At 38.2% G+C, this 16,660-nt stretch carries 8 protein-coding genes; 5 read left to right on the top strand and 3 right to left on the bottom strand.

The features are described 5' to 3' along the window. Positions 1-230: 230 nt before the first annotated feature. The 3 genes from NQ185_RS19505 to NQ185_RS19495 all read left to right on the top strand — a co-directional run bounded on the left by NQ185_RS19505 (position 231) and on the right by NQ185_RS19495 (position 7,400). Positions 231-791, top strand: coding sequence for a DUF7713 domain-containing protein (locus tag NQ185_RS19505; protein WP_257583738.1), 561 nt, complete (start codon positions 231-233; stop codon positions 789-791). A 347-nt stretch (positions 792-1,138) separates the two neighbouring features. Further along, complete coding sequence (locus tag NQ185_RS19500; protein WP_257583737.1) at positions 1,139-6,496, top strand: Ig-like domain-containing protein; 5,358 nt, start codon at positions 1,139-1,141, stop codon at positions 6,494-6,496. A 433-nt stretch (positions 6,497-6,929) separates the two neighbouring features. Next, entirely contained in the window at positions 6,930-7,400 is a 471-nt protein-coding gene (locus NQ185_RS19495; protein ID WP_257583736.1) for a hypothetical protein, read from the top strand. An 857-nt stretch (positions 7,401-8,257) separates the two neighbouring features. On the opposite strand, the gene NQ185_RS19490 is transcribed toward NQ185_RS19495, so the two are convergent. Together NQ185_RS19490 and NQ185_RS19485 are read right to left on the bottom strand one after the other, a co-directional pair. Then, positions 8,258-8,491, bottom strand: a complete 234-nt coding sequence (locus NQ185_RS19490) for a hypothetical protein (RefSeq protein WP_257583735.1) — start codon at positions 8,489-8,491, stop codon at positions 8,258-8,260. Beyond that, a complete protein-coding gene (locus NQ185_RS19485; RefSeq protein ID WP_257583734.1) occupies positions 8,481-9,029 on the bottom strand; it encodes a DUF3990 domain-containing protein in 549 nt (182 codons plus the stop codon). The genes NQ185_RS19490 and NQ185_RS19485 overlap by 11 nt, the downstream gene beginning before the upstream one ends. 1,103 nt (positions 9,030-10,132) lie before the next feature. Between NQ185_RS19485 and NQ185_RS19480 the strand changes: the two genes are divergently transcribed. Both NQ185_RS19480 and NQ185_RS19475 read left to right on the top strand, forming a co-directional pair. Next, positions 10,133-11,152, top strand: coding sequence for a LacI family DNA-binding transcriptional regulator (locus NQ185_RS19480; RefSeq protein WP_257583733.1), 1,020 nt, complete (start codon positions 10,133-10,135; stop codon positions 11,150-11,152). A gap of 519 nt (positions 11,153-11,671) precedes the next feature. Further along, positions 11,672-16,390, top strand: a complete 4,719-nt coding sequence (locus NQ185_RS19475; RefSeq protein WP_257583732.1) for a carbohydrate binding domain-containing protein — start codon at positions 11,672-11,674, stop codon at positions 16,388-16,390. Here the strand turns inward: NQ185_RS19475 and NQ185_RS19470 are convergent, their stop codons facing one another. Then, the gene (locus NQ185_RS19470; RefSeq protein WP_257583731.1) at positions 16,391-16,528 is read right to left on the bottom strand and encodes a hypothetical protein; all 138 of its coding nucleotides are present in this window, start codon (positions 16,526-16,528) and stop codon (positions 16,391-16,393) included. Between the last annotated feature and the right edge of the window lie 132 nt (positions 16,529-16,660).

Genomic DNA, 16,660 nt, shown 5'->3' with positions numbered 1-16,660 from the left:
AGGCATTGTTGTAAAGTCCTCCACTGGGGTTTAATTTAGAATTTACATTAAATAACAAAAATGCTGAGGGGACATTGGGCCAGGCACGATAGCCTTCTGGTAATAAAAATTCTTGGAATTAAACCATCATCATCTTCGAACCGGCTATTACGATCCTTTTTAGGAAGAGGTATATTATGGGGACGCCTATAGTTATGATAGAATTAATGAAAAATAAATGTGGTGAATAAATGAATAAATGTGAGAAATGTGGATCTGATGAGGCAAAAGTAAGATTTACTGCAGGGGAGGATACTAGTGTTCTATGTTTGAATTGTTACAACGAACAAATGGCGAAAGAACTTGAGGTTAATGTGGAACAACTGGCAGAGGCTTTTACATTAAATGATTTCCAAGGAATAAGTCGTAGTTTTATTGTGGAAAGACGAATAGACCCAATGGGAATTTTTATGGAGGCTAAGGAAAGGGGAACATTTGGCTATAAATTTGCTGTACATGGTGAATTGCATTGTAATCAGCATGAACTGTTAAATACTTTAATTAAAAAAGCTGGTAAAGGAATAGCAAAGGAACAAGTTGAAACAAAGTTTTTTCCTAATGGACAAGCATACAATATTATTAAGAATGATTATTTTACGGGTTTAATTGAATATGATGAGGATTCCGGGAACTCCCCACTTATTGTTATTGATGGTAGACCTTTTACGTGGGAAGAAGTAGGAAAGATGCTCACAGCGTATGAAGGTTTTCAAATAAAGATAAAATGTTATGATGTAACGGATTCGGATTAACGGGAGGCTGTTAATTCTGGTGTTGTAGCTTGCTGGGATTTAACAATTGTGAGAGTTCATAGCGAAGCTGCTTGCCATTGACCGCCGCACCCGATACTTAGCGTGCGGTGGAAGGGGACGGGGCCCCGACGGCGCATGCTTAGTATCGGTTTGTCCGTGTTACGCTTAATTGCTGGTAAGCGTAAAGCTCTATTTTACCGCTTACCAGCTATGATATTCCCAACACGGACAATGAGCAAGGTCAATGGTGACGTTCTATGTAGAAAGCGAAAATACTGATAAACTAGAGATAGAATCTACTAGATTACAAAAATAAGAGGGGGATTTAAGTGGGGGGTATAAAGAGAATGAAAAGGTTGGTGTGCCTGCTTCTTTGCGGTGTTCTTCTTCTGCAGCCTATCCAGGGGTCTGCACAGGAGATAAATATTACAGAAACATCTAGCCTTTTTAATCAAAATTTAGAGTTGGGAGGCTTTGAAACGGGCGGTTATGATCGTGAAGCCATCCAGCCCACAACATATAACTGGACAAGGCAGTCAGGGTTTATTGGTTGGAGCGAACCTGCTGTGAATTGGACTTATAAAACGGAAGGATCTTTCCGGACATCTCCTGTTATTGGAGCCGACGGAACTATTTACATATCAAGTACTGACGGAAATTTATATGCTGTCTCTAAGGGCGGAGAATTGAAATGGAAAAAATACATAGGGACAATGGAGGAATCGCCTGTTATAGGAAATGGCGGTTTACTTTATATTGTAAGTCAGCAAGGTGTTGTGAACGCTCTTGATAAAGATGGAAATACCGTTTGGCAGTATACAATGGTGAATCAGTATCAGCCAGCCGTCTTTACACAGCCTGTTATAGGAAAAGATGGTTCTATCTTTATCGCAGCAAATTACAAATTATATGCATTAAGTTCGTCGGGAAATCTGAAGTGGACTCTTAATACAGGGGATTTTTCCGTGAGCAATTCCCCTGCAATCGGACTTGATGGAACGATTTATGCAGTGTACGGGAAAAAGCTTTTGGCGGTTTCTCAATATGGGACGAAAAAGTGGGAGTATACAAATAATTACAATATTCATACTGCCCCACTAGTCAGGGAGGACGGCCTGATTTATTACGGTACGGAAGGGGAAGTTGTTACCCTTACACCTGATGGGAAGAATTATGGAAATCCGTACAATGTATATGCCTCTAGTGATGGCTTGGCCCTTGGAAGGGATGGACAGTTCTATTTTTCGGGTTCAAATGGGACTCTTTACATGAGAAGCAGTTATCCTTATCCAGTAAAGAGCTGGGAATTTCATACAGGGGATACAATCTGGTCTGCCCCTATCATTGATTATATGGGAACCATCTATTTTGTAACGGATAGAGGTTATATTTATGCTGTTAAAAAGAATGGATCAAGGAAATGGAGTATTAACTTAGGAACTGACATAAATACAAGAGGTTCACTCTCTATAGGTAAGGATGGAACATTATATATTGGAGGGAAAGACGGAAGGTTATATGCTGTTGGTGGAAAGCTTGCCGATCTTAAAATCAATGATTTTTATGATAATAGTAGTGAGCTAGCGGGTACTGCACCAGCAAATTCTACTGTTATTGTTCAGTCTGACAATGTAGAAATTGGAAGTGGAACAACCGATTCAAATGGGACTTTTACTGTTTCACTTACTAAGCAGTCTGCCGGGACAGAGTTAAAAGTCTATGCTAAAGATGAGTACGGTAACAAATCGAGTGAAACAGTGACGGTAGTTAAGGATGGGACTCCTCCACCCTTGTCATTAAGCCACGAAATCAATGTTACAAGCGCAGACATCAGTGGGACATCAGAAGCTGGCGTCATCATCATTGCCAAGAAAGGAACGGATATCATCGAGAAGACGACAGCCGATTCTTCCGGGCGCTTTTCGATTGCCATTCCCAGTTATCCAGAAGGAACGGAGCTAGAAATTAGTGCAACGGATCAGGCTGGCAACCGGACTATTATAAATGTGACAGTAATCAAAGATACGGTGGCACCCGAAATGCCAATTGTTGAAGACATCAACGATCAGACTACTAACATTTTGGGGACAGCGGAGCCTGGGTCTACAGTCATTGCATTAGTGGCTGGTAAGGAGCTTGGCAAGGCAGTAGCTGATAAAGTAACTGGTCAATTCTCGATTGAAATAAAGGTTCAGGACGCAGGCAAAGTCATTCAGATTGTTGCCCGTGATGATTCTGGAAATACGAGTATCGCTGCCGAAAAAACAGTTCGTGACATAACCCCGCCCAAAAAGCCGGAAATTAGAAGTTTGATTTCCAATTTAACTAGTGTTGTGAATGGGATAACAGAAGGCGATGCAACAGTGGAAATTAGAGTGGGGGACAAGCTGCTAGGCTCAGAAAAAGCTAATCGGGATGGATCATTTCATATTTCTATAGACCGGCAGGAAGCTGGAAAAGTAATAGTTGTAGAGGCAATTGACGCAGCTGGTAATAGAAGCCGAACTGAAGCGACTGTTGAAAAGATTGAGGGAACATACAGAAGCGGTGGCATTTATGAAGACGAGGTTTGGACAAAGGAGAATAGCCCTTATATTGTCACCTCCGATATTACCGTTTTTCCCGATGTTTTCCTTACGATTGAACCGGGCGTTGAGGTGCGCTTTGCTCCAAATGTGAGATTAACGGTAAGAGGAAAACTAATTTCGGAGGGATCGGCCAATCAAAAAATTCTGATGTCCATGGTAGCGACCGGAAGTTACAACGACGACCGCTGGAATGGAATTTATGTGGATGGTGAAAACAGTTTTATTAAACTAAAGCACACTGAAATTCAGTCTGCTAATACAGCTCTCGGGATGGCCAGATACTATGTGGATCAGGATGAACGTATAATTGAATTAGATCATGTAACTTTTTCTAACAATAAGACTGCTATATGGGGAAATATCAATTATAAGCAAATGTTCATTCGGAACAGCATGTTTACTTCAAACGAAACGGCTATATCAGGTCCCACTGCACGGATAAGCAATTCAAGTTTCAGGAATAATCGCAGCGCACTAGAAAGTGGAATTTACGAAGTTTATCATTCCTCATTCACGAATAATCGTTATGCCATAAAAGGGAGTTCTACTGTCATTGAAGATAATCAATTTAGTTTTAATGAGAATGCAATAGAAGGGGCAGGAAATTCTATCATCCGATATAACACGTTTGAAAATAACGGTATGGCTCTTATTTTGAAGGGAAGAGACACTGCGGTATATAACACATTCAAAAATAACAGTACCGGCTTAATGTTTGACACAAATGGTGCTAAAGTAAATCACAATAATATATTTGATTCAATCAGCACAACGATTAAGGATAACATTGATATCAAAAACAACTGGTGGGGAACGGATGATCAAACAGCCATAAAAGATCGTATTTATGACGGTTATGATAATATCAATCTTGGTCTTGTCAATTTTTCTCCTGTGCTTACATCAGAAGTGGATTTGGCGAACTATAATGATGCCGTATGGCCAGAGGGTTCTTCGGTTGTTACATGGAGTCCTGCTGAAACAGTTATCGATGTTTCACTTAGCGAAGGATATTATTTTGATATTATTAAAAACTATCGAATTTCAGTGAATAACAAGGTAGTTGCCATCGTAGAGCCAGATAAAACTGGCAAGCTCAACTATTCTATTAAAAATTTAAAGCCTGACACCTTATATAATGTGAAGGTTGAATTCCAAAACGATCTAGGTGACTGGTCACAGGGCATAAGTAAAGAAGTTACAACCATTGATACAACTGCACCAACCTGGCCTGTAAATAGTAAGCTTAAGGTAGTAAAGGAAAACGGGATTTATTTTGAAATAGAATGGACAAAAGCAATTGACACATCCGAAATCAGTGAATACGCCATATATTTGGATGGTCGTTATTATGATTCTGTCCCAGCAGATGTAAATAACTTTGCATTTAAGGAGTATATTTATGAACATACCTCCTATAATGTGGCTGTCATAGCCCGTGATAATAGCCATCAGTCTACAGAGTTGAAGACTAGTTTGACAACCGGGGAATATGTTCCACCAGGTGGAATCTTTATTGAAGTTAATCCTTTTACCGACAACGACAAAGTGATCACTGGAAAGACTGAGCCCAATCTGCTTGTAAATGCTTTTGTCTATGAGGACGGAAAACTATATACGGAGAAATATGCATATGCGGATGATAAGGGGAATTTTAAAGTAGATTTACCTTTCAAACTATGGAAGTATGAGCACGAGCTTGAACTAAAAGTTTCCGATTACGAGAATAACAACTGGTCTACCGTCAAGGTGCCAATCATTGATACAGTGCATCCTGGAATTGATGTATCACCAGTCACTGAGAAAGATACAATTGTTAAGGGAAGAGTTGGAGATAATGGAGGCTCTGTAAAGGTCTATGTTATGAAAGGAATTACAAAGATCAGTGACACGATTACCGTTGAAAACGCTAATAGCTTTAGTGATTTTTCCCTTAAAATCCCGATCCAGATAGCTGGTACAGAGTTAACAATCTGGGCGGAAGACGTTGACGGAAATAAAAGCGACTATACATTGACGGTTGAGGATGTGACTCCTCCAGTTACTCCTACGATAAGTACAGTTTCAAATTTGAGTACTAGTATAAGTGGAAAAACTGAGCCCAGAGCAAAGGTGAAACTTTACCTTGCGGGGATTTATCAGCAAGAAACAACAGCGGATACTAAAGGGGCATATTCCTTCAAAATTGCAAAACAAAAGGCAGGAACTGAAGTAAAGGTTACTGCAGAAGACAAATCTGGTAACATGAGCTCTCAAAAGACGATTGTACTAGATAAAATTGCTCCAACTGTATCGGGACCAGTGAATAACGGTTATTACAATCGTGATGTCACCATTCGTTTTAATGAAGGAAAAGCGACTTTAAATGGTAGTGCAATTAAAAGTGGCACAGTTGTAAAAACTGCGAAGGTTTACACTTTGGTTGTAACAGATGCTGCTGGCAATAAAACAACAGTGAAATTTACAATTGACAAAACAGCTCCTAAAGTAAGTGGAGCTAAAAACAATGCCTACTACAAAAAGAATGTTAAGGTGACTTTCAACGAAGGGAAGGCAACCCTGAATCGGAAGGCTTTTAAAAGCGGTACAATTGTTAAGAATGCCGGAGTCTATACACTTGTAGTTACGGATACTGCGGGTAACAAAACAACGACAAAGTTTACAATCGATAAGACCGCACCAAAAGTAAGCGGCGTATCGAATAACGCATTTTACAATAAGAATAGGAAAATTACGTTTAATGAAGGAAAAGCAACATTAAATAAAAAGTCTTTTAAAAAAGGCACAATCGTTAAGACTAGTGGAGTATACACTCTTGTTGTAACTGATTCTGCTTCTAATAAAACAACTATCAAGTTTACAATTGATAAAAAAGCTCCAGCAGCACCAAAAGTGAACAAGGTAAAGAGTTCGTCCAGTACAGTGTCAGGAACTGCTGAAGCATATTCAGTCATCACAATAAAAGTAGGGAAGAAAACAATCGGTACTGCTAAGACCAGCAAATCGGGGAAATTCAAAGTGAAAATTCCTAAGCAAAAGAAAAAGACTACTCTTTATGTCACAGCGAAAGATAGGGCTGGGAATAGCAGCAAATCTACAAAAACAATTGTTTATTAAAAAAGTTTTTTGCTTGCTGATTTGAATTGCATCATGTTAATACAGATATATCGAACGGCTTTAGCACTTAACTGCTAAGGCCGTTTAATGTTTGTGATTGGGAAAAAGTAAGGGATAATCCAAATTGAAGATATCCTCACCTAATGTAGTATTGTCAACGATTAAGTTACATAGTTTGCTACTAAAGTGAATGTTATAAAGCGGATTATTAAGGAGTAAATACTAAACGCCTGCGTGGCGAGATCAACTAACTTCTGAGGCACTCTCTTTTAAGAGCTGTGCTTTTTTGTGTGATCCCGGCGTCCCTTTCGAAACTCCTACCTTTTTCTAAAAAATAAATATTTTTTTCACACAGGGTGTCCATAATATAGACCTCATCCATATATTAAAAATGAGCAATTCATTTTAATAGAATAGAAAGGAAGAGGAAGCAATGGCAAAGTTTCGCGCAGTACATACTAATTTTTGGGAGGATCAGAAGGTTAGGAGTATGACAAGGGAAGAACGGTTATTGTTTCTTTATTTGTTGACGAATGACTGCACTAAGCAAATTGGAATTTATGAAATTTCAGTGAGACTAATGGCTTTTGAGACAGGTCTAACGTTGGAGAAAACTAAAAGTAGTTTTGAAAGTTTGATCAATAAGTACAAACTTATGAAATATAACCCAGATACGCGGGAAATCGCTATTAAGAATTGGGGGAAATACAATTTCCTAACTGGTTTTGGAAAACCGGTGGAAGATTGCGTGAGAAGTGAATTGAAAGAGGTAAAAGATAGGGGACTCATACTTTATGTTGCAGAACATATTACATACAAAAAGATACGGGATGTTTATGAGTTGTTTGCTGAAAGACCTTATGGATGGGTTGGAAATAAGGAGGTTAATATATCCCGAGTTTGAGGAGAGGAAAAAACTGACTACCAATTGGTCGTATGTAATAGATTTATATTATCAAAACAGTCAAATTTAGAGGGTACCTTTTACAATAGGGGTCAAATAGTCATACATCATGACATGGATGTCTATTTGACCCTTTAATTTGTTGATTATCACAAAAATACTGCTGTCATCCCCTAATCTTCGCGAAAATATTGAGCCATTCATTGTGGAGAGCGAGCCCTTCTCATTTCTGGAATAGAGCCAGAGTCACAGCGAAGCTGCTTGCCATTGACCGCCGCACCCGATACTTAGCATGCGATGGAAGGGGGCGGGGCCCCGCCAGCGTATGATTAGTATTGGTTTGTCCGTGTTACGCTTAATTGCTGGTAAGCCGCAAAGCATTATTTTCCCGCTTACCAGCGATAAAATAACCAACACGGACAATGTGCAAGGTCAATGGTGACGTTCTGTGTAAAAAAGAAAAAGCTTTAAATTCTTTTTTTCTTGCACACATGCAATTTCATCAATTAGTTTAATACTTTCACAATTCCATTTTAACTTTCCACAATCCCATTCATGAACATGCTAATTTGGTATTTTCCTATGATTGTAGCTGCACTAGTCACCGATAGAAAAAAGAAGTAACTACCCACCGCTCCCACCAAGAGTAAGGTAAATTACTTCTTTTGTCGTACCTTCATCTTCAACTGGTCAGCCGTTCATGATGCGGCATGTAAGCATTCGCAGTGCTGAGTCATTATTAATATATCACCAATTATGAGTTATTTTACATGAATATGTTTAAGAATTTTTTTAGACAAATGCATTTTGTTAAGTAAACGTATAAATAACCATCCAAAAGATGACTTAATGCAAATTTAGATGGTCATTAATGCTTTTTTTTGGTGTTGTGAAAGAATGTAGTCTGCCCAATATTTTTCATCAAAATGATGAACATACATTGGATCTTCTTGTAATTGTTTTAAAAATCCAGAGCAAGAAATAACTTCGTGGGCTTGGGCTTTATCTCCAATTCTTTTCTCAAGTTCATCCAATACATATGACAAGAATTCAATATCTAATTCATCAAATGAGTATTTTTCAAACTTCAATTTCTCTCACCTCCATCAATGTAATACACTTCAAAGCTGCATCTGTGTGTAAAGATAATTGGGTGTTTGCGGATGAAGTGGGTCTAATACCATCTAAAAATTCCATATTATTTATTCTTCCACCAATGGCTCTTCTTACTAATGGCATTATTTTTCCATCTGCTAATGAGCCCAGAACAAAGTGGAAATCGTGATATAAACCTACTTCTAATCCTTTCTTGCGACATTCCAAAATAAAGTTACTCCAATCAAGATTCGGTTCTTCGAAAAAGCAATGCTTTAGTTTACCTAGTTTAGTAATATCGATATTAAAATGTATTATGACCGGTGTAGCATCATCGGTAGAACCATTCCCAAAATGATGTTTGGATTTCCTTTTAGCCCAATCTATAGCTTGGCTCTCATTATTCGTAAGATAGAATCCTTTTCCAAAGTCGGTAGCATACCGACTTTTATTAAAAGTTATTCCATTTAGTGTTATATATTCGCTATGGACCTTAATCGTTCCATGATAACAATTAATATAATCCTTTAACAACACTATTCCCCTCTGACAGGTTATTTATTCCTACTAATATAATATCATATTTTCGGACGCTTTAGGGGGAATATTCAGATTTCAGGATCAGTTACTTTTATATCAGTTTTGCCCTGAGGGTTGCTTAAACTGCTGGCATCCCTTAATCTTCGCGAAAGTATTGAGCCATTCATTGTGCAGAGAAGACTCATCAGCGAGCTTTTCTCATTTCTGTAATAGAGCCAGAGTCACAGCGAAGCTGACCTCAGCACCCGATACTAATCATGCGATGGAAGGGGGCGGGGCCCTGCCAACGTATGATTAGTATCGGTTTGTCTGTGTTACGCTTAATTGCTGGTGAGCCGCAAAGCTTTATTTTCCCGCTTACCAGCGATGATATAAGCAACACGGACAATGGGCAAGGTCAATAGTGACGTTCTATGTAAAGAGGGAAAAATATAAGACATTTCTTTTTTCTCCTTGCGCCAATGCAATTTCATCAATTAGTTTAAAATTTTCACCAATTCCAGATCGAATACCACCAATGCAGTTCTACATTTCCACCAATTCCAATATAATTTTCCACAATCCCACTTAAATTTTCATCAATTAGTTCAAAACTTTCACCAATTCCAGATCGATTACCACCAATCCAGTTCTACATTTTCATCAATTCCATTTAAATTTTTCACAATCCCAATCAAGTTTTCATCAATTAGTTCAAACCTTTCACCAATTCCAGAGCGATTATCACCAATCCAGTTCTACATTTTCACCAATTCCATTTTAACTTTCCACAATCCCACTCCAATTTTCACCAATTCCAATTCAAATATCATCAATCCCAATCAAAATATCATCAATCCCAATCAAACTATCATCAATCCCAATCAAACTATCATCAATTCTACCCTGAATATCATCAATCCTTATCTAGTCTGGCAGGGAAAAGTCGAAAGCCTGGGAATTTTATATGAATGAGTTTGAAGTATTTAATGCATTCCCCCATCCAAGACCCAAAATACTTTTTGCGATAAAGCGCTTTTCCCTGTATGATAAATACGCATAGAGCTTGCGAGAATAAGAGAAATGTGAACGGTCTTAAATGCAGGGAGTGGAATAGTATGCCGACGATTTATGATATTGCTGAAAAGGCGGGTTTTTCGATAACGACAGTATCGAAGGTGCTGAATAATTATCCGGGTGTAAATGAAAAAACAAGGAAGAAAATTTTGAGCACCATAGAAGAAATTGGTTATCAACCGAATTCAAATGCAAGATCATTAATGACGAAGAAGTATTGGACAATTGGGGTTGTGTTTATCGAAGAACTTAATATAGGAATAAAGCATCCTTTCTTCAGTGCAGTGATTGAAAGTTTTCGAAAACGAGCGGAAGAATTTGGCTATGACCTTCTTTTAGTTTCTCGCAATGTAGAGAATAAAAGAAAAAGCTATCTTGACCGTTTTCGACAACGTGGAGTGGATGGGGTTATTGTCGTTTCCCCACTAAATTTTAATAAAGAAGTGCAGGAAATATTAGACTATCATATACCAAGTGTATTTATAGATTTATATAGTAAAAATGTAAGTGTCGTTAACAGTGATAATGCATTTGGAAGTGAAATGGCCGTTGATTATTTATACTCACTCGGGCACCGAAAAATAGCTCATATTGCTGGGGAGGAAAAAACTTTAGCCGGACAAGAAAGGCGAAAAGGATTTATTGCGGCCATTGAAAAATATGGTTTGCATCTACCTGAAACCTATATTGTCAGTGGTGGGTATTTTGAGTTTGAGTCGGGTGTTTTAGCTATGGAACAGCTTCTCTCACTAGAGGATCGACCAACAGCTATTTTTGCAGCGAGTGACATGATTGCATTAGGTGCGATAAAAGCAATAAGAAATCATGGGCTTAAGGTACCGGATGATATTTCTATTGTCGGGTTTGATGACATAGAATTGGCGAAACACTCAACACCTAGTTTAACAACGATTAAACAGGATACCGATTTAATCGGAATGCAAGCAGCTGATTTGCTATTAAAACAAATTGATGCAAAAAAGAAGATTCCATTAGGAATAACTGTACCAGTAAACCTAGTTGAAAGAGAGTCCGCGAGTGAATTAAAGGGGGGCAATTGAAGGCACCCCCAATATTTTAATTTGTAGTGGAAAGCGCTTTACCCTACGAAGACATTTTTTGTTAAAACTAAACTTTGCACAATAATTATCTTTTGTAACGTAATAAAAGAGGTGAGCTCCCGGTAAGAGAGTTTATATTAAGCTCATATCAAAAAAATTTGAAATAATTTGACGGGAAAACAAGTATAAACTATACTCAAGATGGGAAGCGCTTTCGAAGTATATTAAGGGGGATAAAAAATATACATTATATAAAAAAAGGAAAGCGCCTTATATAGAGAGGGGGTAGGGGAGACATATACTAGGAAATAATAGGGTTCCAAAATAAGTAGTGTTAGAATTTCGTTGTTTAATGGAATCTTTGTAGAATAATAGTTAAATAGAAGGGTTTATTATTCTACCTTTGTAAGAGAGAATTTTATTGTATTTGGAAAGCGCTTTCCGAATTTAAGTCTCAGGGAGTAGTTTTTAGGGTGGGGCTTGTTAGAAAAAATTTTAGGGAAGGAGAAGGATTTATTAATGATAAAAAAGATCGGGCACTTATTTCTGATCCTACTATTAGTCGGATCGAATCTTTCAGGGATTGTACCTAGAGTTCATGCTGAAAAAATCGATCAAGAGTCTACTTTATATTTAGTAAGTGGTGACGAAGAAAGTCGTCTTTCACTTGAGGCAGGTACAAATGAAGAGTTAGATGTTTTACATTCAGAGGAAAAGTTAGTTTACATAATTGATCAAGTCAACGGTGAATATAATGGATCAGGTCAGACATCAGCAAAATTATATTTAAATGGCTTAGCTATAGCTATTGGTACAATTGCGAAGATGTCATATGATTTTAATGGTGATGGAACATGGGATCGAACAGAAGAAACGGAAATGGTGCCGACTGATGGTGACCTTCAATCTATTGAACTGTTTGAACGCGATTTTACATCCAACATAGAGGGAAATGAATACGCTAATTTTACTAACGGAAAAATCCAAGTTGAGATATACAAACTTTTTGGAGATGGTGATATTGAAGTAAAGGTGAATGCGCCGGATGAAAGTTCAAGAATTATCTTGCCTTACTCGATTGAATTAGGTGGGGGAGATTCTGATAATGGCGAAGGTTCAGAGGTACCAGGAAATGGTGACCCAGTGGATCTAGGAAATGAAAATTCGGGAAATGGAGATACATCATCGGATACAGGTAATGGAGATGACCAGTCAGATCCAGGAAATGGAGATACTTCATCGGATATAGGAAATGGAGATGACCAGTCGGAGCCAGGAAATGAAGATACTTCATCGGATACAGGAAATGGTGATAATCCGACAGATCCAGGAATTGAAGATTCTTCACCTGATACAGGAAATCAAGATAATTCTTCAGATAAGGGAAATGACGATCATCCATCTGAACTAGTAAACAACAAAGTTTCAGAAACACCAGGTGATAAGGAATGGAAACTCGTTTGGGAAGATAATTTTGACGGCAATGAATTGGATGGAAGTAAGTGGAACATCACAACTGGAAATGGACATGCTGAAGGAATTCCTGGATGGGGAAATGAAGAAAAGCAATATTATCAAAAAGAAAATCTAAAGGTCGAAGATGGAAAATTAATCATCGAGGGTAAAAAAGAAAGCGTTTCCGATAAGTATGGCAGTTATAACTATACCTCGGGATTAATAGATACTAGAGGCAAATTCAGTCAAAAGTATGGAAAGTTTGAAGCGAAAATGAAATTGCCAAAAGGTCAAGGGTATTGGCCTGCATTCTGGATGATGCCTGAACATGATGTATACGGCGGATGGGCAATTTCAGGAGAAATAGACATTATGGAAGCGGCAGGGGCTAGACCTAACATCGTTGGTGGAGCTATCCATTATGGCGGTCAATGGCCAAATAACACATATACTGCTAAAGATTATATTTTTCCTGAAGGATCAGATAACACTGAATTTAATGTGTATAGTCTTGAATGGGAACCAGGAGAAATTAGATGGTATGTAAATGGTGAACTATATCAGAAATTAAATAATTGGCATGCTACAGATGCTAACGGAAATAAATACTCATATCCAGCTCCATTTGACCAAGAGTTCCACATCATTTTAAATTTAGCGGTTGGTGGATGGTATGGTGGAGATCCTGATGGGACAACTGTATTCCCTGGAAATATGGAAGTAGAGTATGTCAGAGCCTATGAGTTGCCGGAATATCGTGAGCCGGTAGAACCTGGGTTTGATGCAGGTGAACTGCCTAGCAATGCAAAAGAGGCTATCGACGGCAATTACCTCTATGATCCAAAATATGAACAAGGATTTGCAAATATTAGCACTCCTGATGAACTGGCAAATGATTGGACAAATGACTATTGGAATTTTGTATATTTGAATGAATTCGGTGGGAATGCTTCAATATCTGTAGATCAAATGGGCGATGACCGATTTGCGAAAGTGGATATAGCGAATGCAGGCAACCAAGTTCACTCCGTTCAACTTATTCAAAATGCAACTTTAGGAACAGGCAGATGGTATAAACTAAGCTTCGATGCTAAATCAAATGCAAATCGTAATTTGACAGTAAAAATTGGCGGGGGACCTGAAAGAGGCTATGCGGGTTACTCACCAACAGGAGACTTTGCTTTATCTAGTAACTTAGACACTTATGAACTTACTTTTCAAATGCAGCAAGAGTCAGATCCTTTAGCGCGCGTGGAATTCAATATGGGAACGAACAATGCGCCTGTTTGGATTGGAAATGCTGTACTTGAAGAAATAGAGGCGGTCGATCCATACAATGAAAACAAGCCTAAAACTCCGTTACGGAATGGAAATCATGTCTACAACGGATCCTTTGACCAAGGACGAATGGACAGGATGACATATTGGAATTTCATTGATAATGATGGAAACGCTACTGCTTCAGTTAGTGAAAAAACAAGGGAGTTAAAAGTAGACATCACGAATGGTGGAGACCGTCAGGAAGCTATTCAAGTACTCCAAAAAGGAATTAATTTATTAGCTAATGATGAATATGAATTAACGTTTAAAGGAAGAGCTGATTCTGCTAGAACAATAGGAATTTCTTTCATAAGTGAAGACGGAACTAAAACTTATGCAGAAGAAAAAGTTGATCTATCAACATCGATGGATGTAAAGACGTTCAAATTCACTATGCCTGATCTAACAGATATTGCAAGCCAAATTGTATTTCATTTAGGTGGAAATAACAGTAATGTCTATTTAGATGATATTAAATTAATTAGATTAACGAATAATAATGCTGGATTAACACTTGAGGAGGCATTTCCTCTACGCAATGGAGATTTTTCTAATGGCTTAATGAATTGGGACAAGCATATTCAAGGTGATCATGATGGTCATGGTTCAAAAGCAACTGTTGAAGCAGTTAATGATGAAGCAAGCATCACTGTTGAAAATGTAGGTTATAATCCGTGGGATATACAGTTATTATATCCAGGAATGAAATTGAAAGAAAATCAAACGTACATTGTTGAATTTGATGCTAAATCCACGAATAACAGAAAAATTGAAGTAGTACTAGATAATGGTGCACCTGCCTATCACAGATACTTCGAAAAGGTAATTGATCTAACAGATACTATGGAAACATACACATTTGAGGTTAAAATGCCTGCAAATGATACAGCTGGACTACAATTTTTACTAGGAAATGTTGCTGGTGAAAATATTTCTGCAGTTCATAATGTGTTCATAGATAATGTTAGATTAGAAGTGAAAGGCGAAAGGGACAAATACTTCCCGTTAAAGAACGGTGATTTTTCAAAAGGACTAGAAGTTTGGGATCAACACATCCAAGGTAATTATGATGGGGATTCAAGTGCGACTATAATAGGAGAAAATGGTCAAGCTAAAGCAACCATTGACAATGTTGGTGTAAACCCTTGGGATATTCAATTAATGCAAGGAATCTCTTTATACCAAAACAAGTATATTGTAGAATTCGATGCAAAATCTAGTGATGATAGAAAAATAGAAGTAATCGTAGAAAATGCTTCATATAAACGTTATTTCGATGAAGTTATTTCATTAACAAATTCAATGGAAACATATACATTTGAATTTGATATGCCTGTAGATGAGCAAGTTTCATTAAAATTCCTTTTGGGCAATGTAGAGAATCCAGAAATTGATGGAGCACATGAAGTTTATATTGACAATGTCAAGGTAGATGTTAAAAAAGCTAGAGAGCTTCTAGCTGGAAAAGCTCCTGAGCCAGAGCAACCAGAGGAACCTGGTGATGGAGATGATGGGGACCATTCAGATAAGACATGGAAAGAAATTGGTGAAAACCTAATTATTGATGGTTCTTTTGAAACAACTACTGAATTCGGTAATTCTGAAAATATTGTAAAAGGATGGAATATCCATAATCAAGGCCAATTCGAACAATGGGCTGGATTAGCAGACTTTTCAGTTAAAGATGGTAAACTACATGCTGATATTCAACAAGTAGGCTGGGAATGGTGGCACATCCAATTGTTCCAAGAAGGGATAGTTGTCCCAAGTGGAATGTATAAAATTGAATTTGATCTGCAGTCTGAAAGAGAAAGACCTGTATACGTGGAGCTAACAGGATCTGGAGTACCTAATCAAACATTTAATGTTGATCAAACGATGCAAACATATCAAGCCATTATTGAAGTGAAATCAGATGGCGAATACAAGTTGATGTTTGGATTGGGAAGAGCAGGAAGCGATCCAGATGTAGCTGCACCTTACAACGTTACGATTGATAATGTGAAATTAGTTGAAGTTGAAGAAGTAACCGGAGGAGAAGATCCTGGTGATGGCGATCCGGGCGATGGAGACAGCGATCCAGGTGATGGAGACGGGGACCCAGGTGATGGAGACAGCGATCCAGGTGATGGAGACGGCGATCCAGGTGACGGAGACGGCGATCCAGGTGACGGAGACGGCGATCCAGGTGACGGAGATCAAGATCCAGGTGACGGAGACGGGAATCCAGGTGACGGAGATCAAGACCCAAGTGACGGCGACCAAGACCCAGGTAACGGTGACAAGAACCCAGGTGACGGGGATAAGGGCACTGGTGATAAAGGAAAAGATCAAAAAGGTGATGATCAAAAGAAACTACCTAATACAGCAACATCTATGTATACATCCTTGCTAATAGGTATTGTAATGTTTTTAGTAGGAATTGCATCCTTTATTATCAGGAGACGTAAAGCAATTGTTTAACTAGTAAAGTAGATTGATTGAAAGGGCTGTCCGGTCAGAATTATCTGTCTGGGACAGCCTTTTTTTAAAATCTCCTTGAACTAATACAATTTCATCAATTAGTTCAAAATTTTCATCAATTCCAATTTGATTTTCCACAATCCTGGACTTCTGTCAATATAATGGACAAAAATTAGCCAAGTTTTGACGTATCTTTTTACTTCCGCGCTCCGTTTCACTTCGCTTGGAGGCCTCTGCATAAAGGAAGGGTCAAAAAGCGAACCCTTCCTT

Origin of the sequence: Lederbergia panacisoli, from assembly GCF_024626525.1 — a bacterium.
Lineage (GTDB): Bacteria > Bacillota > Bacilli > Bacillales > Bacillaceae_C > Lederbergia > Lederbergia panacisoli.
Note: the sequence above shows the minus strand (reverse complement) of the source record. Positions and strands in the feature narration are given on the sequence as shown.